Source organism: Microvirga lotononidis (assembly GCF_034627025.1).
GTDB lineage: Bacteria > Pseudomonadota > Alphaproteobacteria > Rhizobiales > Beijerinckiaceae > Microvirga > Microvirga lotononidis.
In genome coordinates this window covers 3652010-3676986 of record NZ_CP141048.1, presented here as the reverse complement: position 1 = coordinate 3676986, position 24977 = coordinate 3652010, and the positions used below count along the sequence as shown (strand labels likewise).

Below are 24977 nucleotides of genomic sequence, written 5' to 3'. Positions count from 1 at the left end.
TTTCGGATAGGGATGCGCGAACCCCAAACAACAAAAAGGCCGCCCCATGGGGCGGCCTTCTTCGTTTTCGAAACCGGCTCTTCGCGGATTAGCGCGAATAGAACTCGATCACGAGGTTCGGTTCCATCTGGACCGGGTACGGCACTTCCGACAGGGTCGGGATGCGCGTCACGCGGGCCGTCATCTTGGAATGATCGACCTCGATGTAGTCCGGAACGTCGCGCTCGGCGAGCTGGGACGCCACGACGACGACCTCGAGCTGCTTCGACTTGTCCTTCACCTCGATCACATCGCCGGCCTTCACCTGATAGCTCGGGATGTTGACGCGGCGGCCGTTGACCTTCACGTGACCGTGGTTCACGAACTGACGGGCAGCGAACGGGGTGGCGACGAACTTCGCGCGGTACACGACCGCGTCGAGACGGCGCTCGAGCAGGCCGACCAGGTTCTCACCGGAATCGCCCTTCAGGCGGATCGCCTCCGCGTAGTAGCGGCGGAACTGCTTCTCGGTGATGTTGGCGTAGTAGCCCTTGAGCTTCTGCTTGGCGCGCAGCTGCGTGCCGAAGTCAGACATCTTGCCCTTGCGGCGCTGGCCGTGCTGGCCGGGGCCATATTCGCGGCGGTTCACGGGGCTCTTCGGGCGGCCCCAGATATTCTGACCCATGCGGCGGTCAAGCTTGTGCTTGGCCTGAATGCGCTTCGACATCGCTGTTCCTCTTGTTGTCGAATCTGCGAGGAACGCGCCCTCCTCTTCCCCTCATTCCCGAGGAGGTCCAAAGGACCGTCTCGAGGGACAGGACGACAGGCCGGCCGGAACCGGGCCACGGGAGCGTAAAAAGTTACGCGGCCCGAGAGGACCGCGTGAACGGGATTGCCTTAGTCGAGACGGGCCGGCCTGTCAAGGAAGACGCCTCACTCGGCCGCCTGGGCGGTCGCTTCGGGCGTCTCCTCGGCCTCGGGATGGCGGCCGGACCACCAGGAGCGGACGGCCAGGGACAGGCTGTCGAGATAGAGATAGACCACCGGCGTCGTGAACAGGGTCAGGGCTTGGCTGACCACGAGGCCGCCCACGATGGCATAACCGAGGGGCTGGCGAATCTCCGAGCCCGTGCCGTGTCCCAGCATGAGCGGCACGCCGCCGAGAAGCGCCGCCATGGTGGTCATCATGATCGGACGGAACCGCAGGATCGCCGCCTTCCGGATGGCCTCACGGGGGGAGAGCCCCTCGTCCCGCTCGGCGCTGATGGCGAAATCGACCATCATGATGCCGTTCTTCTTCACGATGCCGATCAGCAGGATCACCCCGATGAAGGCGATCAGGCTGAAATCGAACCCGAACAGCATGAGCGTCGCGATGGCGCCGAGGCCCGCCGAGGGCAGCGTCGACAGGATCGTGATGGGGTGAATGTAGCTCTCGTAGAGAATGCCGAGGATCAGGTAGACGACCACGAGGGCTGCCATGATGAGGAGCGGCACCGTCGCGAGCGAGGCCTGGAAGGCCTGCGCATTGCCCTGGAAGGTTCCGGCGAGCGATCCGGGCGGGTTGAGCGAGGCCACGGCCCGCTCGATGGCCTGGGTCGCCTCTCCCAGGGCGGTGCCCTGCGCGAGGTTGAAGCTGATCGTGATCGCGGGAAACTGTCCCTGGTGATTGATCGCGAGGGGCGCGATCTTGCGCGTCGTCCAGCTGGCGAATGTCGAGAGCGGGACCTGCTGGCCGGAGATCGGCGATTTCAGATAGATCTTGCTGAGCGTTTCCGTATCGCCCTGCAGGTCCGGCAGCACCTCCATGACGACGTTGTAGCTGTTGAGCTGGGTGAAGTACTGGGTGACCTGCCGCTGACCGAAGGCGTCGTAGAGCGTGTCGTCGATCTGCTGCGGCGTGAATCCGAAGCGGGAGGCCTGGTCCCGGTTGATCGTCAGGGTCAGGGTTGTGCCGCTCACCTGCTGGTCGGTCGCCACATCGCGCAGTTCGGGCAGCGTCCGGAGCTTCTCCAGGACCTTCGGCGCCCAGTCGTTCAGCTCGTCCAGATTGGCGTCCTGAAGGGTGTATTGGTACTGGGTGCGCGCCTGGCGTCCGCCCACGTTGATGTCCTGCGATGCCTGCAGGAAAAGGCGGATCCCCTCGACCTTGTCGAATTGCGGCCTCAGGCGGGCGATGATCTCGGTCGCGGATGCATTCCGTTCCGACCGGGGCTTGAGGCTGATATAGAACCGGCCCGTATTCAGGGTCGATGCGCCGTTCCCCGCTCCGATCGACATGGCATAGGTCGCGACGTCGGGATCGTTCGCCACGATGTCGCCGAGTGCCTGCTGGCGCTCGTACATGTCCTTGAACGAGATGTCCTGCGCGGCCTCCGACGTCCCGACGAGGAAGCCCGTATCCTGCTGCGGGAAGAATCCTTTCGGGATCGCCATGAACAGCGCGACCGTCGCGGCGAGCGTTGCGAAGAACACGAGGAGCGTGAGGAAACGGTGCCGCAGAACCCCATCGAGACCCCGCTCGTAACCGCGCTCGAGCGCCGTGAACGACGCCTCGAGCCAGCGATAGAGCCGGCCGTGCCTCTCCTCCGGCCCGTGCGGCTTGAGAAGGCGCGACGCCATCATGGGCGTCAGGGTCAGCGACACGACGGCCGAGACGGCGATCGTCATGGTCATGACGATGGAGAATTCGCGGAACAGCCGGCCGATGATGCCGCCCATCAAGAGGAGCGGGATGAACACCGCGACCAGGGACACGCTGATGGACAGGATGGTGAAGCCGATCTCTCCGGCGCCCTGGTAGGCCGCGTTCATGGGGGACTCGCCGTCCTCGACGTGACGGACGATGTTCTCGAGCATGACGATCGCATCGTCGACGACGAAGCCCACGGAGATGGTCAGCGCCATGAGCGACAGGTTGTCGAGGCTGTAGCCCGCGAGATACATCAGGCCGCAGGTGCCGAGCAGGGCCAGGGGAACCGTGACGCTCGGAATGACCGTCGCCCATAGCCGTCGCAGGAAGACGAAGATCACGAACACCACGAGGGCGATGGTGATCAGAAGGGTGAACTGCACGTCGGCCACGGAGGCGCGGATCGTCTGGGTCCGGTCGCTCAGGACGCCGATCTTGATGGCGGGCGGCATCGCGGCTTCCAGGCGGGGGAGCTGGGCCTTCACCCGGTCGACCGTGTCGATCACATTGGCGCCGGGCTGCTTGAAGACGATGAGGAACACCCCGCGCTTTCCGTTAGCCCACGCGGCGAGCTTCGTGTTCTCCGGGCCGGCCACCGCCTGCCCGATGTCCCTCACTCGGATGGGAGCGCCGTCCGCATAAGCCACGATGACGTCGTTCCACTCCTCCGCCTGCACCAGCTGGTCGTTGGCATAGATGGTGAAGCTGCGGGTGTCTCCGTCGATCGAGCCCTTGGGAGCATCGACGGTGGAAATGGCGAGCTTGGAGCGCACGTCCTCCAGGGACAGGTTCTTGTTCACCAGCTTCGTGGGATCGAGCTGCACCCTGATCGCGGGCTTCTGCTGGCCGCCGATCACCACCTGGGCCACGCCCGAGATCTGGCTTACCTGCTGGGCGAGCTTTGTGTCCGCGTTGTCGCTGACCTCCGTGAGCGGCAGGGCATCGGAGACCACGGACACGATGAGGATCGGCGTGTCGGCCGGATTGACCTTACGATAGGTCGGCGGGCTCGGCAGATTCTTGGGCAATTGTCCGCTGGCCGCGTTGATGGCCGATTGGACGTCCTGGGCGGCCGCGTCGATGTTCCGGTCGAGATCGAACTGGATCGTGATCGACGTCGAGCCGAGCGCGCTCGCGGAGGACATTTGAGTGACGCCCGGGATCTGTCCGAACTGCCGTTCGAGGGGCTGGGCGACCGACGAGGCCATGGTCTGCGGGCTGGCGCCCGGCAATGTTGCGGACACCTGGATCGTCGGAAAGTCGATCTGGGGCAGCGGCGCGACCGGAAGGAACGGATACGCGGTCAGGCCCGCGAACAGGATCCCGATCATCAACAGCGTGGTGGCAACCGGATAACGGATGAACGGGGCCGAGACGCCGCCCCTTGAGAATGCAGCACTCATGTCACTTCATCTCCCCGGCCGCGACATGCGTTTCCGAAGCGTTCGTGACCTGCACGGATGCTCCTGGCTGGAGCCGGTAATGCCCGGCCGTGACGACCCTTTCCCCGACGCTCACCCCGCTCTCGATGACCGCCTTGTCGGCTGTGATCACCCCGACCTTGATCGGGCGCATCTCGACCGTGTTGTCCGTCTTCACGACATAAGCGAAGAGGCCCTGCGGCCCTCTCTGGACCGCCGTGTTCGGCACCGCCGCGACCCCTTTCAGCGTGCGCACCAGCAGGCGCGCATCCACCGACATTCCCGGCCAGAGGCTGTGATCCTTGTTGGCGAACTGCGCCTTGAGGCGCACGGTCCCCGTCGCGCTGTCGACCTGGTTGTTCACCAAGGTGAGTTCGCCCTCGGCCAGGGGCGTCTTGCCGCTCGATGTCAGGGCCCAGACCTTGAGCGGTCCCTGCCCCTGCGCCTTCAGGATGCCGGAAAGCTCCGCCTCGGGAGCGGTGAAGATGACGGCGATCGGCTCGATCTGGGCGATCTGCACGATGCCGTTCGTATCGGACGCATGGACGATGTTGCCCTGATCGACCTGCCGCAGGCCCGTACGGCCCGTCAGCGGGGCCCGGATCGTCGTGTAGCTCAACTGTGTGGTCGCATTGTCGATGGCGCCCTGATCCGCCTGGATCTGGGCGTTGAGCGAATTCACGTTCGCCTGCTGGACGTCGAGTTGCTGCTTGGACGCGAAATCGCGGGTGATGAGCTGACGGGTCCGTTCGAGATCCGCCTTGGCGCTCACCAGCTGCGCTTCGTCCTGCGCCTTCTTCGCGACGGCTTGGTCCAGGGCGGCCTGGAAGGGACGCGGGTCAATCTGGAGCAGGAGGTCTCCCTCCTTGACCATCTGCCCCTCCTGGAACGCGATCTTATCGATCTGGCCGTCGACCCGGCTGCGAACGGTGACCGTGTTCAGGGCCTGCACGGAACCGAGCCCCGTCATGTAGATCGGGATGTCGCTTTCCTCTACGGAGGCTGCCTGAACCGGAACGGGAGCCGGTGCGGCAGGTCGCGCAGCCGCCGCCCTTTGCGCCGTCTGGGCCTCATGCCAATGCCAGGCGCCCCAGCCTCCTCCGGCCAGGAGAAGGATGAGAAAAACGACAAAGAGGCCTCGGGACTTGCGCCCCGACGTCGGCTTCGGCTCGACCATGGAGCTCTCCCGCGCGTGGACTCAAGCTTTCTATTTAGGAGGCGCCCCCGGGAGAGATAGGGCGACATCTTACACACTTTCGTGCGTCCACCCTTTCGGGATCAGGGCGCCGTCTGGAGCATGGGCCAGGATTCCACGACGACCTGCGAAAGCCCCCGCACGTGGAGCGCGGCCCGCAACGGTACGCCGATGCCGGCCCCATCGGTGAAAACCGCAACGGCTTCGTCGTCATCCGCCTCGTGGCCGGGCACGGTTTCTCCGATGAGCTGGATCACCCGGCGGGCGATGGCCGGGGCCGGGTCGATCCAGGTCACAGGCCAGGGTGCCAAGGTCTGAAAGCGTGGGAGCAGCAATGGATAATGGGTGCAGCTCAGGGCTACCACGTCGGTCCTGCCGCCCTCCTCCTCGACGAAGCAGGGCATAAGCTCGTCGAGCAGTTCCTCGTCCGAGACGGGATTGCCCGCGAGTTCGGCCTCGGCAAAGCCGGCAAGACGGCGCGAGCCGACGAGATTGACCTTACAGCCCGCCGCATAGGTCTCGACGAGGTCGCGGGTATAATCCCGCGCCACGGTGCCGGGGGTGGCGAGAACGGAGATGTACCCGGTCTGCGTCGTCCGGGCGGCCGGCTTGATCGCCGGAACGGTGCCGACGAAGGGAATGGAGAAGCGCTTGCGCAGATGCGGCAGCACGACGGTCGAGGCCGTGTTGCAGGCCACCACGACGATCTTCGGATCGTGAAGGCCGATCAAACGCTCCATCACGGCCCCGACCCGCTCGACGAGAACCGCCTCGCTCAGCCGGCCATAGGGAAAGCCTGCATCGTCCGCCGCATAGACGAAACGCGCGTCCGGGCGAGCCTTCAGCACCTCTGAAAAGACCGTGAGGCCGCCGAGACCGGAATCGAAAACCAGGATGGTGGGGACGGGGGACGGCATGACGGCGGGATTATAGAGTGCCCCTGCCAGAAGATCGACACGCATAACCAACCCTTACGAACGCGACTTGGTCAAAAAAATCCGCTAGAGCATCGGATCCCGAAGCGAACCCGCTTTTGAACCCGATCCGATGCTCAACTCTTGAGCTTGCGCATCGTTCGACGCGGAAATCCGGGTCCCCCTTTCGTCGACGCGGCCCTTCGGGTCCGCGCGATGCGCGAGTCCGTGCTTGGATTCGGGAGGCGCCATATTCAACTTGCGGCGCGGCGTCGGCTCGCCCTTGCTCTCCGGCGCCGCTGCTTTCGGCACCTGGGCCGACAGGCGCTTGACCGGCCACCCGTCGCTCCAGGTGCTCATGTCGACGAATTTGGGATCGCGCAGGAGCGCCGAAGCCTCCTTGCCGGCAAAGGCCGCATCGGACGCGAGGTCAAAGGTTTTCCAGAAGGCGAGGAAGTCGAGCGCATCGGTGCCGTTGCTGCCGAGTTGCTGGGTCAGGATTGTCTGCGGACCGCTGAGCGACATGTCAGCGCTCCAGCGCCAGGTGTTCCTCTGCTTCGGATCGCGAGGCGGATCGGGCGGAAGCTTGATGGCGGAAGCGTCGTAATCGGCCTTGGGCGATCCGGGCGATGCGAGGGTCGTCGTCAGGGCGGGATAGCCGTGGTCATCCGATGCCGCCCGCATGAACAGCTTACGGGACGAGGGAACGGCGCTGGCCTCCTGGAGCAGCAGGCGGGACGCGCGATCGCTCGGTATGTAATCCCTGTCGCCGCTCATGGTGATGATCATGGTCGCCGGATCGACTGCCGAGAGATCGCGCAGGAGGATGCCGCGCTCCTTCTCGTTCGACGCGATGCCGCCCGGCATCAGGCCGAAAATCAGCTTCGGCGCCGGGACCTTGCCGGAACCCGCGCCGGCCGCGAGGTTGAGCGCGATCGGCACCCCCGCCGAATGGCCGATGAAGGCGACCCGCTCCTTGTCGGGCTTTGCCTTCGGGTCGTTCGCCAGCTCCGCGAGAGCGCTCTGGATCAGGTCCTCGGCCAGGTTCGAAGCGTCGGCGGGACGGGAACGGTTCACCTCCTGGAAGCGGGGGAAGAGCACGAGGTTGCCCCTGCGGGCCAGGTGATCGATCCAGCCGCCGTAGAGACCCGGGTTCACGGCTCCCCAGGAATGCAGGAACACCACCACGGGACGCGGCCCCGAAGGCTCGTCATTCCCGTGGAACACGAAGGTTCCGCTGCTCGCGGTGCCGAGCGCCCGCTTGACCACCTCGGACGACGTGTAGTCGCGCCCGCCCGGCCCCTGCGTGGGCTGTTGCGGCGGCGTCGCCGCGTGAGCCGCCGGGGCCACGAGGGCGGCGCCAAGGAGCAGAACAGGCAGCAGGGAGCGGCGCATCGTCGTCTCGAACTCTTTCCAATCGGCCAGATAGGGCCCGCTGATCATAAGGCCACGATTAGATTAAGGTTTTCTCAATCGTCGGCCTTCCGCAAGGGCCCGAATCGCCCCGCGCAGCGTGCGCACCTCCTGCTCGGTCATTGCGAGGCGGTGGAAGATGTCCCGCATGTTGCGGGTCATGGTCGGCTTCTTGTCTTCGGGATAGTAGTTCACCGCCTCGAGCTCGGTCTCGATGTAGTCGAAGAACGACGTCACCATCTCGCGGGGCGCCGGGGGCGAGTGCCGCCCTCCCTCGAAGGGCAGCGCACCGCCGGTCGCGAGCTTGTACCATTCGTAGGAGACCAGCAGGACGGCCTGCGCGAGGTTGAGCGAGGAGAATTTCGGATCGACCGGGAAGGTGATGATGGCGTCCGCCAGCGACACCTCGTCGTTCTCCAGGCCCGTGCGCTCCCGCCCGAACAGGATGCCGATCCCCTGCCCCGACCCCAGGCGCGCCTGCGTCTCCTTCATGGCGTCGTCCGGCGCGAAGACCCGCTTCATCTGCCCCCGTTCCCGGGCCGTGGTGGCGAAGACGAAGTTCAGGTCCGCGATAGCCTCGCGTACCGTGTCGTAGAGGCTCGCTCCTTCAAGCACGTGGGTCGCGCCCGAAGCGGCCGAATGGGCGCCCTTCTTCGGCCAGCCGTTGCGCGGCGACACGAGGCGCAGGTCCGAAAGACCGAAATTGGCCATAGCCCGGGCCACCATGCCGATGTTCTCGGCAAGCTGGGGTTCCACGAGGATGATGATGGGCTTTTGCGGAAGGTCAGTCATGGATGGTTACGTATCGGATCACTTTGGGACGCCACGGGCGAGAGCTGCCCTTAAGCCCACTCCGAACATGGAACCGTGATTCTCTCCAGGGTAAGCGCGCTGCGTCAGAGCGATATCGGCTCGGGCACCGAGCCGCTCGAACATTTCGTCGAACATCATCTGCCTCCGCTGCAACCGTGCCTTCCGACGCTCGTCGCCCGGCGTATTCTCCGGAACCTCGTAGAGGACGACCAACTCCGACTGACCCATTGCACGACGCTTCGAAACGTCTTCGGCATGCAGCATCAACGGCGCATGCCACGACAACGAGGGGCTGATGGCGTAATAAGACCGGAACAGATCAGGGCGTTTGAACAAGGCGTTGACCACGAAGAGACCGCCATAGGAATGGCCCCACAGCATCTGCCGCGCGGGATCGAGGGAAAACTCCTTGGCGACGTCGGGAAGCATGCGCTCTGCCACGAGAGCGAGGAAGACGTCCCCTCCTCCGGCCTTTTCGGTCGAGGGCGGATCGGCCGGAAAGGTGGTGCCGTTCAGGAAAAAGGGCGGCGTGTAATCCAGGTCCCGGGTGTCCGGGTCGTTCCGTCCCTCCTCGTAGCCGATGCCGACAAGCACAAGGTCCCGCACGCGATCGAGATCCGCCTGCTGAAGGGCATCGAAGGCCGCATTGCCGTCGAGCATGCAGATCGCGGGCCAGCCTTCAGCAGGCGGATCGGTAACGGGAACAGCGACGAAGACCTGATAATGGCGCAGCCCATCGACCGAGTCGAAACGTCTCTGCGCGAAGCGATGAGTCGGCGAATGGGCTTCCGAGAGCGCATCCTTCGCGCGGAGTCGCATATCCGGCTGGGCCCGAAGGGCAGACATTCCGGCGATAAAGGAGGTCGCGGCGAGAAAGGTTCTTCTATGCATGGTCGGCCCCGCAGGCACGATGAGCAACTCTGTCGATTTAAGCCAACCTGACCTGTTTGTCTGCAAATGAAAGCCGCGCTGACGCCGCATCGAGGCGCAATCCTGGAGGGATGGTCTTTCCGAGGGCCGAAATCCGGCGATCGCGCATCGTCCTATCTTCCCTTTTCGTGAAAAAGCCCCTCCGGGATACCGGAGAGGCCATACGGCTCCGCTTGGTTGCGGTCCAACCGCTTACCAGCAGCCCCAGCCGCAATGGTAATACGGACGCGCCGAAGCTGCCCCGAGGGCGGCGCCGCCGACGACGCCGACCGCCGTGCCGACGGCCACTTGGCTCGCGGCCGCGTTCGATTGGGCGACGTTGTTGCGGTAATTCGCGTTCCGGCAACGCTCGAAAGTCTTCGTGCCGGGCTTCAGGCCCGATTCCGTGCAAACGGAATCGGCATTGGCCATGGACTGCTCGGCGGTCTGGCAGCCGGCCAGGACCAGGGCCGCAGTTCCGAGAATGATAGCAAGACGCATGTCAGCTCCCCTTGAGGTTCTACAAAAGTCTCCCGACAGCGCCCCAAATCCGAATGATCGGACCAGATGCCTCTAGGGAAGCCGCCGGAACGACACGATCTGAACTACGGATAAGCTTACATTTCCGTGCGGCAGCACACGCGACGTGGTGAGTTTTCTCCTACCGGGAACTTGGACCCATCGATGTCCCTTATTTCCTGTCCACCTTGACGTCATACCGTCACAATTCCAGCCGCCGTCATGGAGTATCGCGTGTCCCTGTTGCGTTGCCTTGCGACGAGTCTGTGCCTGATTCTTTTCCTCTCGAACCCTGCTCTCGCGGCGCCCTCGGACGTCCTGGCCAAACCGGCGCCTCCCCTGTTCCACGGAAACTGGTGCGGCGCGGGCGATGCCAACCGGGCCGCGCCGATCGACGCGCTCGACGCGGCCTGCCGTGCGCACGATCTCTGCTACGAAAGACTCGGTCGCAGCGCCTGCGAATGCGACAGGGCCATCCTGAAGGCGACGGCTTCCATCGTCAGAAGCCCTCGGATCCCCGAGACGGTCCGGAGCAAGGCCGCGACCGTCAACTCGCTGTTCAGTGCAGCCCTGTGCACCGAGACACCGAGAATGCGCTCCTGGACGGGAAAGCGCTGATTTCCTAAGCCGCCCCCACCTTCCCCCCTGGCTCTAACCGCGCTATAGCCCCCGCAACCATCCTGCCGCAGGGCAGGAGTGTTCCAGCCCCAAAAAGCGCAAGGTGAGATCATGGCGAAGATCAAGGTAGCCAATCCGGTCGTCGAGCTCGACGGCGACGAGATGACCCGCATTATCTGGCACTTCATCAAGGAGAAGCTGATCCACCCGTATCTCGACCTCGACCTGAAGTACTACGACCTGGGCGTGGAGCACCGCGACGCCACGAACGACAGGGTCACGGTCGAGGCCGCCGAGGCGATCAAGAAGTACGGGGTCGGCGTCAAGTGCGCCACGATCACGCCGGACGAGGGCCGGGTGAAGGAGTTCAACCTCAAGGAGATGTGGAAGTCGCCCAACGGCACGATCCGCAACATCCTCGGCGGCGTGATCTTCCGCGAGCCGATCATCTGCAAGAACGTGCCGCGCCTGGTGCCCGGCTGGACCCAGCCGATCATCGTCGGCCGCCATGCTTACGGCGACCAGTACCGCGCCACCGACTTCAAGGTGCCGGGCAAGGGCCGCCTGACGATCAAGTTCGAGGGCGAGGACGGCACCGTCATCGAGAAGGAGGTGTTCAAGTTCCCCGACGCCGGCGTCGCCATGGCGATGTACAACCTCGACGACTCGATCCGCGAGTTCGCCCGTGCGTCGATGAACTACGGCCTGATGCGCAAGTACCCGGTCTATCTCTCGACCAAGAACACCATCCTCAAGGCCTATGACGGGCGCTTCAAGGACATCTTCGAGGAGGTGTACCAGAACGAGTTCAAGGCCAAGTTCGACGCCGCCGGCATCATCTACGAGCACCGCCTGATCGACGACATGGTGGCCTCGGCGCTGAAGTGGTCGGGCGGCTATGTGTGGGCGTGCAAGAACTACGACGGCGACGTGCAGTCGGACACGGTGGCGCAGGGCTTCGGCTCGCTCGGGCTGATGACCTCGGTGCTGATGACGCCCGACGGCCGGACGGTGGAGGCGGAAGCCGCCCACGGCACGGTGACGCGCCACTACCGCGAGCACCAGAAGGGCAAGGAGACCTCGACCAACTCGATCGCCTCGATCTTCGCCTGGACCCGCGGCCTCGCGCACCGGGCCAAGCTCGACGACAACGCCGAGCTCGCCCGCTTCGCCGCGACGCTGGAGAAGGTGTGCGTCGACACGGTCGAGGCCGGCTTCATGACCAAGGACCTCGCGCTGCTGGTCGGCGCCGAGCAGAAGTGGCTCTCCACCACCGGCTTCCTCGACAAAATCGACGAAAACCTCAAAAAAGCCATGGCGGCTTAAAGCCCATTCACCCGTCATGGCCGGGCCTTATCCCGGCCATGACGAACGAAAGACAGCGACCAATCCAGGGCCCGGCTTCATGCCGGGCTTTTTTGTTGACGGGTCGCCCCAGCAAGCTTGACTATGTTCTAGCTTTGTTCTAGGATTATATCCATATTTGAGAAGCTATGGATCGTTTATGTCCATATCATCTTCCTCTCACCGCGAATGGCTCGGCGCCAGAAGAGCCTTCTCCATCGCGCAGCTAGAACTCCGGAGCCTACGCATCGCACTCGCGCTCAAGCGCTTCAACCCGAGCCAACCACGCGTTCCGGCTGGAACTCCCAATGGCGGGCAATGGGTGGGAGAAAGCGGGAGTGGCGGCGAGGCCCGGGTCGAGACCGTCAATTGGCCCGCCCGTCGAAGTGGAGGAATCCGCACCATTCGCGGGCGGATCTATGAAACCTCTCCCACTCAGGAAACACGTCTTGCAGCCACGGAGGCGCGTGCAACGGCGCTCGTGCGCGAAGTGCAGCGCCGCGATCCGAACTGGAAGCCACGGCCTAACCTCTACGAAGGCGTCGAAGGCGAGATCCTGGCCCATCAGGCCACCGCCCTGCAAGCCACCGCGCGCCTGCGGGAATTGAGGGCACAGGAGCCAGTTTGCCGACCGATAGGGGACGCCCCGCCGCTTTCACGCGGAGGCTCGTCGGATGGCATTTATACCATTCCGACATCCGTATTCAGAGAAATGCTGATAACAGTAACACCTGGTTCGCAGATTATTACGTCTCCCGTCGGCTACCGAGGCCAATGGTATCAGCAGCCAGACGGCTCCGTTTTCGGCATTCGATGGAGCGAGCGATATGGCGTAACGCTCGACGTCATTCGGAGCAATAATCCCCTCGTCCCAAATGGATACAAGGTGCATCAGAAATGACCGAAGAGCCGAAGCATTGGTATTATGGGACCCCAATGAGCGAACACATCAAGCGGGTCGCCGACGAACTGCCGATTGATGCCGTAGGCATGTGGCAGATCGTGCCTGGAGGTCGCCAAGGATTTAAACTCGAAGGCGATGCGCTGATCGATTTCGTGCGCCGTTGCATCGCCGAACTTCTCTCGCGTGGCGCGGTGCCTGTGGTCGGCGGCGGACTTGACGGCGAGCACGAGTGGATCGTGCAGCGGCAATACGGTTCCACGCCCGAAGAGATCATCGACAACGTCGTACGCGAGTGGCTGGCGAACGGTGCCAAGGACGAAGATCCCGGCGGGCTCTGGTTTGCCTTGCGGGAATACGCCTGGACGCCGCCATCATAATCTATCGGAGGAGGAAGAAGATCATGCCAGACTTCAAGCCCACCCTGACCGGCGGCTGCCAGTGCGGCGCGGTGCGTTATGCGCTCCTATCCGAGCCGACCCATGCCAGCATCTGCCATTGCCGCATGTGTCAGAAGGCTTTCGGCAATTACTTTTCCGCACTCACCGGCGTGCCGCGCGAGGATCTGGTCTGGACGAAGGGGCAGCCCGGGATCTTCAAGAGTTCCGAGGCCGTGGAGCGGGGTTTCTGCCGCGACTGCGGCACGCCGCTGACCTTCTCCTATGTGGAACAGGACCGCATCACCGTCTCGATCGGAAGTCTCGACGAGCCGGGCCGGGTCACGCCGGAAATCCAGTACGGCCTGGAGAGCAAGCTCCCCGCCTTCGCAATGCTGCACACCCTGCCCGGCCAGCGGACGGAGGATTATGCGAGCCCGGAGGATTTGAGGAAGATGGCCTCGCGCCAGCATCCCGACCACGATTGAAGCGGATCAGGGGCTCACGAAGAGCTTTACCGGCCGCCGCGAGACTGAGCCACCTTGTGGAGATGCGCCGCGATGGAGGGGTTCGCCTCCAGCAATTCATGAAGGTCGTCCGCATCGAGGACGAGCAGCCGGCAATGGGTCGATGCCTTCACGGTGGCGGAGCGGCGGCGGCGCCTCAGGATCGCTATCTCGCCGAAGAAGTCCCCCGGCCCGAGCCTCACATGCTCGCCCGGCAGCACCACCTCCACGTCGCCGGAGGCGATCAGGTACATGGAATGCGCCTCATCGCCCTTGCGGACGATGACCTCTCCCGGGATGCAGCTGCGCGACCTGAGGCATTGCATCACGGTGGCGATCTCATGCGCGTCGAGATCGGCGAACAGGGGCACACGGGCCACCATGCTCCAGGTCACGACGAAGTCGCGGCGATGGATCTCCCGCGAGAAGGCGCTCGCGACGATGCCGACCGGCAGGGCCAGCATGACGAGGCCCATGACGGCCGTCACGGCAGCGATCACCCGTCCGATCGCCGTCACGGGCACCGCGTCGCCATAGCCGACCGTGGTCAGCGTCACGATGGCCCAGTACATCGCCTCCGGGATCGTGCCGAACTTGTCGGGCTGCACCTCCCGCTCGGCAAGGTTCATCGCCGAGGCCGCAAGCAGCATGGCACCGATGAGGATGACCCCGCAGGCGAGCAACGCCCGCCGCTCCGCATAGATGGCTTCCGCAAGGCTCGCGAGGCCCGGCGAATAGCGCGCGAGCTTGAAGAACCGGAACAGCCGGAGCAGCAGGAGGGTCCGCAGGCTCTCGACGTCCCAATAGGCGAGATAGAAAGGCAGGATCGCCAGGAGATCGACGATGGATTGCGGATGCATGGCCCAGCGCAGGCGCGCCCGCCACGGCCGCAGGTGCTGGAACGGCGGGTCTTCGGGCGCACACCAGAGACGCGCCATGTATTCGACGGTGAAGATGAGCCCGCTGACGATCTCGATCCAGAGAAAGAGCGCGCCGTAGCTCTCTCGGATGGAAGGGACGCTCTCGAGGACCACGGCCGTGACATTCACGGCGATCAGGAGGATCAGGCCAAAATGAACAGCGTGAACGATGGGGTCGTTCACGCTGCTGCGTTCGAGGATTTCGTAGATCCTGCGCCGCGCCGGGTGTGGATGAACCCTCGGCACGGCGTTCGGTCTCACGCGGCGTCGGTAAGCGCCGCTTCGATGGCGGCGAGCGCCGCTTCGGCCTGCGCCCCGTCGGGACCGCCGGCCTGGGCCATGTCGCGGCGTCCGCCGCCGCCCTTGCCGCCGAGCTTTTCCGACCCGACCCGCACAAGGGCGACCGCGTCGACCTTCGCCGTCAGGTCCTCGGTCACGCCGACGACGATGCCGGCCTTGCCGTCCTCCGCGACGCCCACGATGGCCACGACCCCGGAACCGAGGCGCTTCTTGCCCTCGTCGGCGAGGCTCTTCAGGTCCTTCATCTCGACGCCGGTGACCGCGCGAGCCATCAGCTTGATGCCGGCCACGTCCTTGACCGGATCGCCGCCGTCCGCGCCGCCGCCGCCCATGGCAAGCTTGCGACGCGCCTCGGCGAGGTCGCGCTCCAGCTTGCGGCGCTCTTCCAGAAGGGCCGCGAGGCGCGGCGAGACCTCGTCCACCGGCGTCTTGAGGAGGCTCGCGACCTCGCGCAGCTTGCGGCTTTCATCGGCAAGGTAGCGGCGGGCGGCGTCGCCCGTCATCGCTTCGAGGCGGCGTACGCCCGCGGCGACGGCGCCCTCGCCCACGATGGTGATGAGGCCGATATCGCCGGTGCGGCCGACATGGGTGCCGCCGCACAGCTCCACCGAGAATGCCCGGTTGGCCTCACCCTTGCCCATGGAGACGACTCGGACCTCGTCGCCGTACTTCTCGCCGAAGAGCGCGCGGGCGCCGGACTCGATGGCCTCGTCCACGGCCATGAGCTTGGTGACCACCGGCTCGTTCTGGAGCAGGACGCGGTTGGCGATCTCCTCGACCTCCTTGAGCTCCGCATCCTCGATGGGCTTGGGATGGCTGAAGTCGAAGCGCAGGCGGTCGGGGGCCACCAGCGAGCCCTTCTGGGCCACATGGTCGCCGAGGACCTGGCGCAGCGCCTCGTGCAGGAGGTGAGTGGCGGAGTGGTTGGACCGCACGGCCGAGCGGCGCTGGTGGTCCACGGTCAGCTCGAGGGACTGGTTCAGCTTCAGCGGACCGTGCTCCACGGTGACATGGTGCACGAAGAGATCGCCGAGCTTCTTCTCGGTGCCGGTCACGAAGACACGGGCGCCCTCGCCCTGCATCACGCCCGTATCGCCGACCTGACCACCGGATTCCCCGTAGAAAGGCGTCTGGTTGAGGACCACGAGGCCGGTCTCGCCGGCCTTGAGCTCCGTCACCTCCCGGCCGTCCTTCAGGAGCGCCAGGACGACACCCTCGGCCGTTTCCGTATCGTAGCCCAGGAACTCTGTCGCGCCCGTGCGCTCCTTGACGGAGAACCACACGGTCTCCGTGGCGGCCTCGCCCGATCCGGACCAGGCGGCGCGCGCCATCTCGCGCTGGCGCTGCATCGCGGCGTCGAAGGTCTCCGTGTCGACACCGATGCCCCGGGGCTTCAGAGCGTCCTGCGTCAGGTCGAGCGGGAAACCGTACGTGTCGTAAAGCGTGAAGGCCGTATCGCCCGAGAGGTTCTGCCCCTTGGTGAGTCCGCGGCTTTCCTCGTCGAGAATCGACAGGCCGCGCTCCAGGGTCTTGCGGAAGCGAGTCTCCTCCAGCTTCAGGGTCTCGGTGATCAGGGCCTCGGCGCGGATCAGCTCAGGGTAGGCCTGTCCCATCTCGCGCACGAGAACCGGCACGAGGCGGTACATGAGCGGATCGCGCGCGCCGAGCAGCTGGGCGTGGCGCATGGCGCGGCGCATGATGCGGCGAAGCACGTAGCCGCGCCCCTCGTTCGACGGCAGCACGCCATCGGCCACGAGGAAGCAGGACGTGCGCAGGTGGTCGGCGATCACGCGGTGCGAGGCCTTGCGGTCGCCTTCCGGCGCCACGCCGGTGGCATGGGCCACGGCTTCGATCAGGGTGCGGAACAGGTCCGTGTCGTAGTTCGAGGTCACGCCCTGCAGGATCGCCGAGATGCGCTCCAGCCCCATGCCGGTATCGATGGAGGGCTTGGGCAGGCCGATGCGGTTGCCGGGCTCGATCTGCTCGTATTGCATGAACACGAGGTTCCAGAACTCGAGGAAGCGGTCGCCGTCCTCCTCCGGGCTGCCGGGAGGGCCGCCCCAGAGCTTGTCGCCCTGGTCGATGAAGATTTCCGAGCAGGGGCCGCAGGGACCGGTATCGCCCATCTGCCAGAAATTGTCCGAGGTCGGGATGCGGATGATCTTGGAATCCGAGAACCCGGCGATCTTCTTCCAGAGGTTCGCCGCCTCGTCGTCGTCGTGGTAGACGGTGACCAGCAGCTTGTCCTTCGGCAGGCTGAACTCCTTGGTGATCAGCCCCCAAGCGAGTTCGATGGCCCGCTCCTTGAAGTAATCGCCGAAGGAGAAGTTGCCGAGCATCTCGAAGAAGGTGTGGTGGCGCGCCGTATAGCCCACATTGTCGAGGTCGTTGTGCTTGCCGCCCGCGCGCACGCATTTCTGCGCCGTCGCGGCCGTGCTGTAGGGGCGCTTCTCGGCTCCCGTGAAGACGTTCTTGAACTGCACCATGCCGGCATTCGTGAACATCAGGGTCGGATCGTTGCGCGGCACAAGCGGGCTCGAGGCCACGACCTCATGGCCGTTCTTGGCAAAGTAATCGAGGAAGGCCGACCGGATTTCGTTGACGCCGCTCATGGAACTCTTAGCTCGGAGTAATGGGCCTAATCGCCCGACATGCTCATGTTTCGGCCGTTTCTAGACGTCCCGGCTTTCCCTGTCGAGGTGGCGCTTCGTCCAAAGTGCGACCTTCAGGCCCGGATCGTAAGGGTGAGGTCCGGGAACCTTCGCCCCCGGCCGCCGTCAACCTCGGAGCATATATACCGAGGACAGGCCGCGATGAGCGAACGTAACCCTCCGTCCAGGGCCAGTATAGCGGGCCACCCGATCCATCCGATGCTGGTGCCCTTCCCGATCGTATGCTTCACCGGCGCGCTCGTGACGGACATCGTCTATTGGCGGACGGCCGATATCATGTGGTCGAACTTCTCCGCGTGGCTCCTGGCCGTCGGCCTCCTCATGGGCGGCCTGGCGGCCCTGGCCGGATTGATCGATTTCCTGAGCAGCCGCGCGATCCGTGCCCAGGCGCCGGCATGGCCGCATATGCTCGGCAACGTGCTGGTCCTGGGACTGTCCCTGCTCAACGCCTTCGTCCATAGCCGCGATGCCTGGACCTCGGTCGTCCCGACCGGCCTCGTCCTCTCCGCCGTCGTCGTCCTCCTCATGCTCGTCACGGGCTGGCTGGGCTGGTCGATGGTGTACCGCCACCGGGTGGGAGTCCTGTCATGACGGCATCGTCCCGAATCGCGCCTGGCTTGGTCGCCCTCATTAGTCTTTCCATGCTGGCTCTTGCCGGCTGCCAGGACGATGGGACCTTCGATCCGCAGAGCCAGGTCGGTCCCGATCCGGTTCTGCCCGAGCCGAAGCAATACCTGCTGCCTCCCATGCGCTTGGCAAAGCCGGTCGGTTGGGGCGCGAACGAGACCCCGAAGGTCGCGAGCGGCCTGAAGGTTCAGGCCATGGCCAGGGACCTGGCCAATCCCCGCGTCGTCTATCCCCTGCCCAACGGCGATGTGCTCGTGGTCGAATCCGGCGGCCCCGGCACCGATCCGAACCATCGCCCCAAGGACCTGATCATGGGCTGGATCATGTCCTACGCCCATGGCGACACGCAAGCCGGCAACCGCATCACTCTCCTGCGCGATGCCGACGGCGACGGGGCGCCCGAGATGAAGACGGTCTTCATCGACCATCTCAACTCTCCCTACGGCGTCGTTCTCGTCGGCCAGGATCTTTATGTCGCCAACACCGACGCGATCATGCGCTATCGCTACACCGACGGTCAGACCCAGATCACGGAGCCGGGCACCAAGCTGACCGATTTGCCGGGCGGTCCCATCAACCACCATTGGACGAAGGCTCTCACGGCAAGCCCCGACGGATCGCTGCTCTACGTGGGCGTCGGGTCCAACAGCAACATCACCGAGAACGGCATGGAGGCGGAGAAGGACCGCGCCGCCGTGTGGGAGGTGGACCGGGCGACAGGCCGCGCGCGGGTCTTCGCCGGGGGCATCCGCAACCCGACGAGCCTTGCATTCGAGCCGAAAACCAACGTGCTTTGGGCCGTCGCCAACGAGCGCGACGAGCTCGGGCCCAACCTCGTTCCCGACTACCTGACCTCCGTCCGCGAAGGCGCCTTCTACGGCTGGCCCTACAGCTATTTCGGCCAGCACGTCGATCCGCGCGTCATGCCGCAGCGGCCGGATCTCGTCGCGAGCGCCGTCGTGCCGGATTATGCGCTGAGCTCGCACGTCGCCCCCTTGGGCCTGACTTTCTATACCGGTACCAGCCTGCCGGACGCCTATCGCGGCGGCGCCTTCATCGGCGAGCATGGGAGCTGGGACCGCAACCAGTTCAGCGGCTACAAGGTCGTGTACGTACCCTTCGAGAACGGCAAGCCCAACGGCAAGGCGCAGGACGTGCTGACGGGCTTCCTCGCCGGGGAGGACAGCGTCCATGGTCGTCCGGTGGGCGTCGCCGTCGACAGGACCGGAGCCCTGCTGGTCGCGGACGATCTCGGCAACGCTGTCTGGCGCGTCACCGCCCAATGAGTGAGGCGGACTTCCACATGAAAAGACCGCCGCGATCTCTCGCGACGGCCTCTCTTTGCCCTTGAAGGAGAGCAAAACCTCTTTCGTGCATGGCCTTATCGGATAACCTGATCCCACTTATCCGGGCCATGCATTATTCCGCGGAACCCTCGTCCAGGTCGTCGGCGGTCGGGGTCGCCTGCTCCAGGATGCGGTCGGCGAGCAGGCCGGCATTCTGGCGGATGAGCGCCTCGATCTTGCCGGCGACCTCCGGGTTGTCCCGCAGGAACTGCTTGGCGTTCTCGCGGCCCTGGCCCAGGCGCTGGCTGTCGTAGGAGAACCAGGCGCCCGACTTGTCGACGATACCGGCCTTGACGCCCAGATCGATGAGCTCGCCCACCTTGGACACGCCCTCGCCGAACATGATGTCGAACTCGACCTGCTTGAAGGGCGGAGCGACCTTGTTCTTCACGACCTTCACGCGCACCGAGTTGCCGATCGGATCGTCGCGATCCTTCAGGGTCGAGACGCGGCGGATGTCGAGGCGCACGGATGCGTAGAACTTCAGGGCGTTGCCGCCCGTCGTCGTTTCCGGCGAGCCGTACATGACGCCGATCTTCATGCGGATCTGGTTGATGAAGATCACCATCGTGTTCGAGCGCGAGATCGAACCGGTGAGCTTGCGCAGGGCCTGGCTCATGAGGCGGGCCTGAAGGCCCGGTTGGACCTCGCCCATCTCGCCGTCGAGCTCGGCCTTTGGGGTGAGCGCCGCCACCGAGTCGATGACGAGCACGTCCACCGCGCCGGAGCGCACGAGGGTATCGGCGATTTCGAGAGCCTGCTCGCCGGTATCGGGCTGGGAGATCAGGAGATCGTCCAGGTTGACGCCGAGCTTGCGGGCATAAACGGGATCGAGCGCGTGTTCCGCGTCCACGAAGGCGCAGACGCCGCCCTTCTTCTGGGCTTCGGCGATGGTGTGCAGCGCCAGCGTGGTCTTGCCCGACGATTCCGGCCCGTAGATCTCGATGATGCGGCCGCGGGGCAAGCCGCCCACGCCGAGCGCGATATCGAGGCCGAGCGAACCCGTCGAGACGGTTTCGATTTCCACCGGCTGCTGGCCCTTGCCGAGCCGCATGATCGAGCCCTTGCCGAAGGCACGCTCGATCTGAGAGAGCGCCGCGTCGAGAGCTTTCGATTTGTCTTTATCCATTGATGAGCTTTCCACCAGTCTCAGGGAGGACTGTGACATGACCTAACATCCTTATGGCAGGAGGAAGAGTGAATCTCAACGCGGTGTTGAGAGAATATATGTACTCACTTTGTTCCTACCCGCAAGTTCTTTTTTCGTTCTCATTCGAGAATTCACAGATCCCTTGCAGGGCACGATGCCGCAGGGTTAAAATTAAGTAAATTCAGCTACTTACCGAACCATCGCCTGCTTCACGGTCTCGACCAGCTGGCGCAGGCTGAAGGGCTTGGGCAGGAAGTTGAAATCCTCACCTTCGGGAAGGTTCTTGCGGAAGGCTTCCTCTGCGTAACCGGAGACGAAGATCACCTTCAGGTCGGGGTAGAGCTTGCGCAATTCGCGCAGCAGGGTCGGGCCGTCCATCTCGGGCATGACCACGTCCGACACCACGAGATCGACCGGGGCGCCCCGCTCCTGGATGATCTCCATCGCCTCGATGCCGGAGGCGGCTTCCAGCACCGTGTAGCCGCGGGCGGAGAGCGCCCGGGCGTTGACGGCCCGGACCGGGTCCTCGTCCTCCACGAGGAGTATGGTCCCCTGCCCGGTCATGTCGGCGGCGGGCTTCTTGGGCGCGTCGGCCTTGGCTTCCTCGGGCGCCTCCTGGACCTCTTGGACATGGCGCGGCAGGTAGATCCGGAAGGTCGTGCCCTCGCCGAGCTTCGAATCGACGTCGATATAGCCGCCCGATTGCTTGACGATGCCGAAGACGGTGGAGAGGCCGAGGCCCGTACCCTTGCCGACCTCCTTCGTGGTGAAGAAGGGCTCGAAGATCTTTTCCACAACGTCGGGTGTCATGCCGGATCCGGTGTCTGACACCTCGACGACCACGTAATCGGCCGGCGGCATCGCGCTCACGTTCAGACGGGCGGCCTCCGCGGCCGAGACGTTCCCCGTACGGATCGCGAGCTTGCCGCCGCCCGGCATGGCGTCGCGCGCATTGACGGCGAGGTTCACCACCACCTGCTCGAACTGGTTCACGTCGGCCTTCACGAACCAGAGATCGCGGCCATGGCTGAGATCGAGTTCCACCCGCTCGCCGAGCAGGCGCTTGAGCAGCATGGAAAGGTCGTAGAGACGGTCGTTGAGGTTCAGCACCTCCGGCCGCAGCGTCTGGCGGCGCGAGAAGGCGAGCAGCTGGCGCACCAGACTCGCGGCCCGGTTCGCATTCTGCTTGATCTGCATGATGTCCTGGAAGGACGGATCGGTCGGCCGGTGATTGGCGAGCAGCAGGTCGCTGTAGCCGATGATGGCCTGCAGCACGTTGTTGAAATCGTGCGCGACGCCGCCCGCGAGCTGGCCGACCGCGTTCATCTTCTGCGATTGGGCGAGCTGTTCCTCCACCTTGCGGAAATCGGTGGTGTCGAGGGCGTAGAGAATGGCCGTCTCGCCGTCGGCCCCGGTATCGCCCACAGGCGTCACCCAGACCCGGACGGAGCCCCCGCTGTCTCCCGTGGTCTGGAGCTCCAGGGGCGGAATGTCTCCCCGATTCTCCGCCGCCGCCTTGAGCGCGGCCTCGATGGGTGCGCGCTCACGGAACGGATCGAGAATGGATGCGCCGGTCGCTCCGCTCTCGGCCATGCGCGTGAGCGCGCCGAACAGCTTGGTGAACGGTGCATTGGCATGAACGACCCGCCCGGCCTGATCGACCGTCGCGATGGCAATGGGCGTGTTGTTGAAGAACCGGGCGAAACGCACTTCCGCCGCGCGCTGTCCCTCGTCGACTTCTCCTCCCGCGGAGCGGTTGAGGACGAGCGTCCGGGACGGGCCCATCCGCCCATCCTGTCCGAAGGCGATGCGGTGATACAGCCGCACGGGCAGAAACTGGCCGTTGCGGCGGCGCAGGTCGAGGTCGAAGGTTTCCGTGCGGACGCTGCCCGGCTCGCCGGAGAACGACGTCATCAACGACACCACGTCGCGAGGCACGATGTCGGTGAGGTTCAGCCCTCCGGAGCCGACCTGGGCGAGATCGTAGTCGAGCCACGACGCCAGGGTCGCGTTGAGATAGATGATCGAGCCCTCGGGATCGACCGACAGGAACCCCGCCGGGGCGTGATCGAGATAGTCGATGGCGTGCTGGAGCTCCTGGAAGACGTTCTCCTGCCGCTCACGCTCATGCGTCACTTCGCTGATCGTCCAGAGCGCCGCCTGTCGCCCGTTGGGACGCGGTACCGGGCGTACGCGCACGCGGTACCAGCCGAATTCCTGCGCCCCGCTCAACGAGGGCGAGAGGCGGATCTCCTCCGTCCCCGTGCGGTGCTCGCGCGCGGCCTGGGCCAACCGATAGATCGCCTCCGAGACCTCGGGTGCCCCCATGAACAGGCGCTCCACGGGACGCACGTCCCCGCCCTGCAGTCCTGCGATGGAAAGGTAGGCATCGTTGGCATAGGTGATGCGGCCGTCGTCCTCGATCACCACGAGACCGTCGCCGGAGGTATCGGCCATGAGCTTGGTGATATCGTTTCGCGCGGTTTGGCCGGGAAACTGAACGACGCCGATCGCCATCGCGAAAAGGAAGAAGACGCCGGCCATGGCGAAAAAGGCGAGCAGTCCGAGGATCAGCGGCTGGGTCTGCTCGATGTCCAGGAACCGCAGGCTCAGGGTTGCGCCGACCAGGACGCCGGCCAGAAGCAGCACCCATCCGATATGTCCGGGACGGTCGGAACGGTCGATGGCCGCGCTTCTCGGCGTGTCGCCCTCATAAGCCATGGAGTGTCAACTTCCTCAACGGAGGCGGATGTGCCTTGGGGCACAGGATGCAACGTTGCAACCGCCTGCTCGATCTTCGTCGGTCATGTTACGCGTCAATTATTGATCGACCTCTAAGGCGGCTCCATGAGCCGATGCAAGGTCCCGACGCCCCCCGAACTTGGATCACACTACGATTTCGCCATAGGAAATCCCTATTTTCCTTGATGAAAAGGGGATCAGACCCATTTTGGTCCCATCGTCGAGGACCGATCCTCATCCACATGACGCGTGCAGAAGCCAGCATTCGTTAACCATCTGTTAACCTTGTCGCTGGCTTTGGCGGTCAATGTGGTACAACCAACGCAGAACGGGCCTGCAGAGGCCTGCAAACACTTGAGAGTACAACGTGTCATCTCTTTTCGGTATCGAAGCGTCACGGGCAGTCCAATTCGCGATTGCATTCGCGATCATTCTGATCCTTCTCGTGCTCTTCGGTGTAGTCTTCCGCAAGCTGACTGGCGCGCGCCTGATGATGCCTAACAGCGATCGTGGTCGCGGCAGCCGCCAGCCGCGGCTGGGCATCGTCGACGTGTACGACCTCGACCGGCAGCGGCAGCTCCTCCTGCTGCGCCGCGACAACGTCGAGCACCTCCTTCTCATCGGCGGCCCGAACGACGTGGTTATCGAGACCAACATCGTCCGGGTTGCAGGCGCTCGCATTCCCGCCGCGTCCAACGATACGGGCATGGAGCGCTTCGAACCGACCCTGGATCAGGCGCCCCGCGCTCCGCAGGTCGAACCCGCCGGTCGCCCATCCATCGAGAGCCAGCTCGCGGCCCAGCTCGGGTCCTTCGTGCGGCGCCCTTCGGATGAATCCGACATCGATGAGGAACTCTCACCCGTCGCCACGGTGAGCGCTCCGATCCCGGCCCGCCCCGAGCCCGTGTTGAAGCCCGACGCCGTTGCCGTCTCGGCCGCCCCGGCCATCCACGGCCTGCGCGCCGAAGCGCGGACGCCCTCTTTCCAGAATCCGCCTCCCGCGGCTCCGGCCCCGGTCGTGGAGCGTCCCGAACCGCGCCCGGCCTTTACGCCTCCACCGTTCCAGTCCCGAGCGACACCGGTGCCGCCGCCTCCGGTGGAACCCGAGCCGGTCCGCCCGCCCGAGCCGGCACCGGTCGAGCCGCAAGCCGCCGCGCCGCGTCCCGCCTCGGAAGCCGGCCTCTTGTCGGACATGGCCAAACAGCTCGAGGAAGCCCTGAAGCGCCCGGCAAGCCCCGTTTCGCCTCCCCCGATGACGCCTCCGGCAGAACCCGCTGAGCTCGTCGAGGAGGAAGAGGAGATCCTGGAGCCCGCCCGGGCGCATGGAGAACCGGCCGCTGCCGCGGTTGAGGATCAGGACGAAGAACTCGCCGAAGAGGAACGGGAGGCCGCTCCGCCGGCCAAGCCCGCTCCGGCTCCGGAGCCGATCCGCCCCGCATCGCCTCCCCCGCCCGTGACGGCCCCGCTTCCGCCTCAGGCGAAAGAGACACCCGCCGCGCAGCAGAAGCCGACGGATCCGTTCTCCGTCGAGGATATCGAAGCGGAATTCGCGCGCCTTCTCGGACGTCCGCTGGACCCGACCAAGAAGGGCTGAAGCATCCTGAAGCGTCAAAGAAAAA

Annotated in this window: 20 protein-coding genes; 8 read left to right on the top strand and 12 right to left on the bottom strand. The window is 64.8% G+C overall.

Annotated elements, in window-relative coordinates; genetic code table 11:
• Nucleotides 1-88 precede the first annotated feature (88 nt).
• The 8 genes from rpsD to U0023_RS17335 form a co-directional block, all read right to left on the bottom strand.
• A complete protein-coding gene (gene rpsD / locus U0023_RS17370) occupies nt 89-706 on the bottom strand; it encodes a 30S ribosomal protein S4 (RefSeq protein WP_009494134.1) in 618 nt (205 codons plus the stop codon).
• Nucleotides 707-912: 206 nt separating this feature from the next.
• Nucleotides 913-4074 (bottom strand): multidrug efflux RND transporter permease subunit, encoded by a 3162-nt coding sequence (locus tag U0023_RS17365; protein WP_009494136.1) that lies wholly within the window; start codon nt 4072-4074, stop codon nt 913-915.
• Nucleotide 4075: 1 nt separating this feature from the next.
• A complete protein-coding gene (locus tag U0023_RS17360) occupies nt 4076-5269 on the bottom strand; it encodes an efflux RND transporter periplasmic adaptor subunit (protein ID WP_009494138.1) in 1194 nt (397 codons plus the stop codon).
• 101 nt (nt 5270-5370) lie between these two features.
• Nucleotides 5371-6249, bottom strand: a complete 879-nt coding sequence (gene murI, locus U0023_RS17355; protein ID WP_009494140.1) for a glutamate racemase — start codon at nt 6247-6249, stop codon at nt 5371-5373.
• A 39-nt stretch (nt 6250-6288) separates the two neighbouring features.
• Nucleotides 6289-7596, bottom strand: a complete 1308-nt coding sequence (locus tag U0023_RS17350; RefSeq protein WP_083861552.1) for a dienelactone hydrolase family protein — start codon at nt 7594-7596, stop codon at nt 6289-6291.
• Between the two features lie 63 nt (nt 7597-7659).
• Nucleotides 7660-8406, bottom strand: a complete 747-nt coding sequence (locus U0023_RS17345; protein WP_009494144.1) for an RNA methyltransferase — start codon at nt 8404-8406, stop codon at nt 7660-7662.
• An 18-nt stretch (nt 8407-8424) separates the two neighbouring features.
• Nucleotides 8425-9318: an alpha/beta hydrolase gene (locus tag U0023_RS17340; protein WP_195904257.1), complete on the bottom strand. Its 894-nt coding sequence runs from the start codon at nt 9316-9318 to the stop codon at nt 8425-8427.
• Between the two features lie 231 nt (nt 9319-9549).
• Nucleotides 9550-9837, bottom strand: coding sequence for a hypothetical protein (locus tag U0023_RS17335; RefSeq protein ID WP_009494148.1), 288 nt, complete (start codon nt 9835-9837; stop codon nt 9550-9552).
• A 252-nt stretch (nt 9838-10089) separates the two neighbouring features.
• Here U0023_RS17335 and U0023_RS17330 point away from each other — a divergent pair, with 252 nt between their 5' ends.
• From U0023_RS17330 to U0023_RS17310, 5 genes are all read left to right on the top strand, one after another.
• Nucleotides 10090-10473, top strand: coding sequence for a phospholipase A2 family protein (locus U0023_RS17330; protein ID WP_009494150.1), 384 nt, complete (start codon nt 10090-10092; stop codon nt 10471-10473).
• Nucleotides 10474-10584: 111 nt separating this feature from the next.
• Nucleotides 10585-11799 carry an NADP-dependent isocitrate dehydrogenase gene (locus tag U0023_RS17325; protein ID WP_322883754.1) on the top strand — a complete coding sequence of 405 codons (1215 nt, stop codon included), beginning with the start codon at nt 10585-10587 and terminating at the stop codon, nt 11797-11799.
• A 178-nt stretch (nt 11800-11977) separates the two neighbouring features.
• A complete protein-coding gene (locus U0023_RS17320; RefSeq protein ID WP_009489498.1) occupies nt 11978-12718 on the top strand; it encodes a hypothetical protein in 741 nt (246 codons plus the stop codon).
• A 35-nt stretch (nt 12719-12753) separates the two neighbouring features.
• Nucleotides 12754-13098: a hypothetical protein gene (locus U0023_RS17315; RefSeq protein ID WP_245272864.1), complete on the top strand. Its 345-nt coding sequence runs from the start codon at nt 12754-12756 to the stop codon at nt 13096-13098.
• A 23-nt stretch (nt 13099-13121) separates the two neighbouring features.
• Nucleotides 13122-13583 (top strand): GFA family protein, encoded by a 462-nt coding sequence (locus U0023_RS17310; protein WP_009489496.1) that lies wholly within the window; start codon nt 13122-13124, stop codon nt 13581-13583.
• 26 nt (nt 13584-13609) lie between these two features.
• Here the strand turns inward: U0023_RS17310 and U0023_RS17305 are convergent, their stop codons facing one another.
• Together U0023_RS17305 and alaS are read right to left on the bottom strand one after the other, a co-directional pair.
• Nucleotides 13610-14767 (bottom strand): cyclic nucleotide-gated ion channel, encoded by a 1158-nt coding sequence (locus U0023_RS17305; protein WP_009489495.1) that lies wholly within the window; start codon nt 14765-14767, stop codon nt 13610-13612.
• 11 nt (nt 14768-14778) lie between these two features.
• Nucleotides 14779-17433, bottom strand: a complete 2655-nt coding sequence (gene alaS, locus U0023_RS17300; protein WP_009489494.1) for an alanine--tRNA ligase — start codon at nt 17431-17433, stop codon at nt 14779-14781.
• A 201-nt stretch (nt 17434-17634) separates the two neighbouring features.
• Between alaS and U0023_RS17295 the strand changes: the two genes are divergently transcribed.
• Complete coding sequence (locus U0023_RS17295; protein WP_009489493.1) at nt 17635-18084, top strand: DUF2231 domain-containing protein; 450 nt, start codon at nt 17635-17637, stop codon at nt 18082-18084.
• Complete coding sequence (locus U0023_RS17290) at nt 18081-19406, top strand: PQQ-dependent sugar dehydrogenase (protein ID WP_009489492.1); 1326 nt, start codon at nt 18081-18083, stop codon at nt 19404-19406. The genes U0023_RS17295 and U0023_RS17290 overlap by 4 nt, the downstream gene beginning before the upstream one ends.
• Before the next feature lie 133 nt (nt 19407-19539).
• On the opposite strand, the gene recA is transcribed toward U0023_RS17290, so the two are convergent.
• Both recA and cckA read right to left on the bottom strand, forming a co-directional pair.
• Nucleotides 19540-20634, bottom strand: coding sequence for a recombinase RecA (gene recA, locus U0023_RS17285; protein ID WP_009489491.1), 1095 nt, complete (start codon nt 20632-20634; stop codon nt 19540-19542).
• A 171-nt stretch (nt 20635-20805) separates the two neighbouring features.
• Nucleotides 20806-23337: a cell cycle histidine kinase CckA gene (gene cckA / locus U0023_RS17280; protein ID WP_009489490.1), complete on the bottom strand. Its 2532-nt coding sequence runs from the start codon at nt 23335-23337 to the stop codon at nt 20806-20808.
• Nucleotides 23338-23725: 388 nt separating this feature from the next.
• Here cckA and U0023_RS17275 point away from each other — a divergent pair, with 388 nt between their 5' ends.
• Nucleotides 23726-24952 carry a hypothetical protein gene (locus tag U0023_RS17275; protein WP_322883753.1) on the top strand — a complete coding sequence of 409 codons (1227 nt, stop codon included), beginning with the start codon at nt 23726-23728 and terminating at the stop codon, nt 24950-24952.
• Nucleotides 24953-24977 lie beyond the last annotated feature (25 nt).

Excerpts from the sequence above, each read along its gene's own strand:
- U0023_RS17340 (WP_195904257.1), bottom strand. The coding sequence starts at position 9,318 with ATGCATAGAAGAACCTTTCTCGCCGCGACCTCCTTTATCGCCGGAATG.
- U0023_RS17295 (WP_009489493.1), top strand. The coding sequence starts at position 17,635 with ATGAGCGAACGTAACCCTCCGTCCAGGGCCAGTATAGCGGGCCACCCG.
- U0023_RS17350 (WP_083861552.1), bottom strand. The coding sequence starts at position 7,596 with ATGCGCCGCTCCCTGCTGCCTGTTCTGCTCCTTGGCGCCGCCCTCGTG.
- U0023_RS17325 (WP_322883754.1), top strand. The coding sequence starts at position 10,585 with ATGGCGAAGATCAAGGTAGCCAATCCGGTCGTCGAGCTCGACGGCGAC.
- U0023_RS17345 (WP_009494144.1), bottom strand. The coding sequence starts at position 8,406 with ATGACTGACCTTCCGCAAAAGCCCATCATCATCCTCGTGGAACCCCAG.
- U0023_RS17360 (WP_009494138.1), bottom strand. The coding sequence starts at position 5,269 with ATGGTCGAGCCGAAGCCGACGTCGGGGCGCAAGTCCCGAGGCCTCTTT.
- U0023_RS17335 (WP_009494148.1), bottom strand. The coding sequence starts at position 9,837 with ATGCGTCTTGCTATCATTCTCGGAACTGCGGCCCTGGTCCTGGCCGGC.
- murI (WP_009494140.1), bottom strand. The coding sequence starts at position 6,249 with ATGCGTGTCGATCTTCTGGCAGGGGCACTCTATAATCCCGCCGTCATG.
- recA (WP_009489491.1), bottom strand. The coding sequence starts at position 20,634 with ATGTCACAGTCCTCCCTGAGACTGGTGGAAAGCTCATCAATGGATAAA.
- U0023_RS17315 (WP_245272864.1), top strand. The coding sequence starts at position 12,754 with ATGAGCGAACACATCAAGCGGGTCGCCGACGAACTGCCGATTGATGCC.
- alaS (WP_009489494.1), bottom strand. The coding sequence starts at position 17,433 with ATGAGCGGCGTCAACGAAATCCGGTCGGCCTTCCTCGATTACTTTGCC.
- U0023_RS17320 (WP_009489498.1), top strand. The coding sequence starts at position 11,978 with ATGTCCATATCATCTTCCTCTCACCGCGAATGGCTCGGCGCCAGAAGA.
- U0023_RS17290 (WP_009489492.1), top strand. The coding sequence starts at position 18,081 with ATGACGGCATCGTCCCGAATCGCGCCTGGCTTGGTCGCCCTCATTAGT.
- cckA (WP_009489490.1), bottom strand. The coding sequence starts at position 23,337 with ATGGCTTATGAGGGCGACACGCCGAGAAGCGCGGCCATCGACCGTTCC.
- U0023_RS17310 (WP_009489496.1), top strand. The coding sequence starts at position 13,122 with ATGCCAGACTTCAAGCCCACCCTGACCGGCGGCTGCCAGTGCGGCGCG.
- rpsD (WP_009494134.1), bottom strand. The coding sequence starts at position 706 with ATGTCGAAGCGCATTCAGGCCAAGCACAAGCTTGACCGCCGCATGGGT.
- U0023_RS17365 (WP_009494136.1), bottom strand. The coding sequence starts at position 4,074 with ATGAGTGCTGCATTCTCAAGGGGCGGCGTCTCGGCCCCGTTCATCCGT.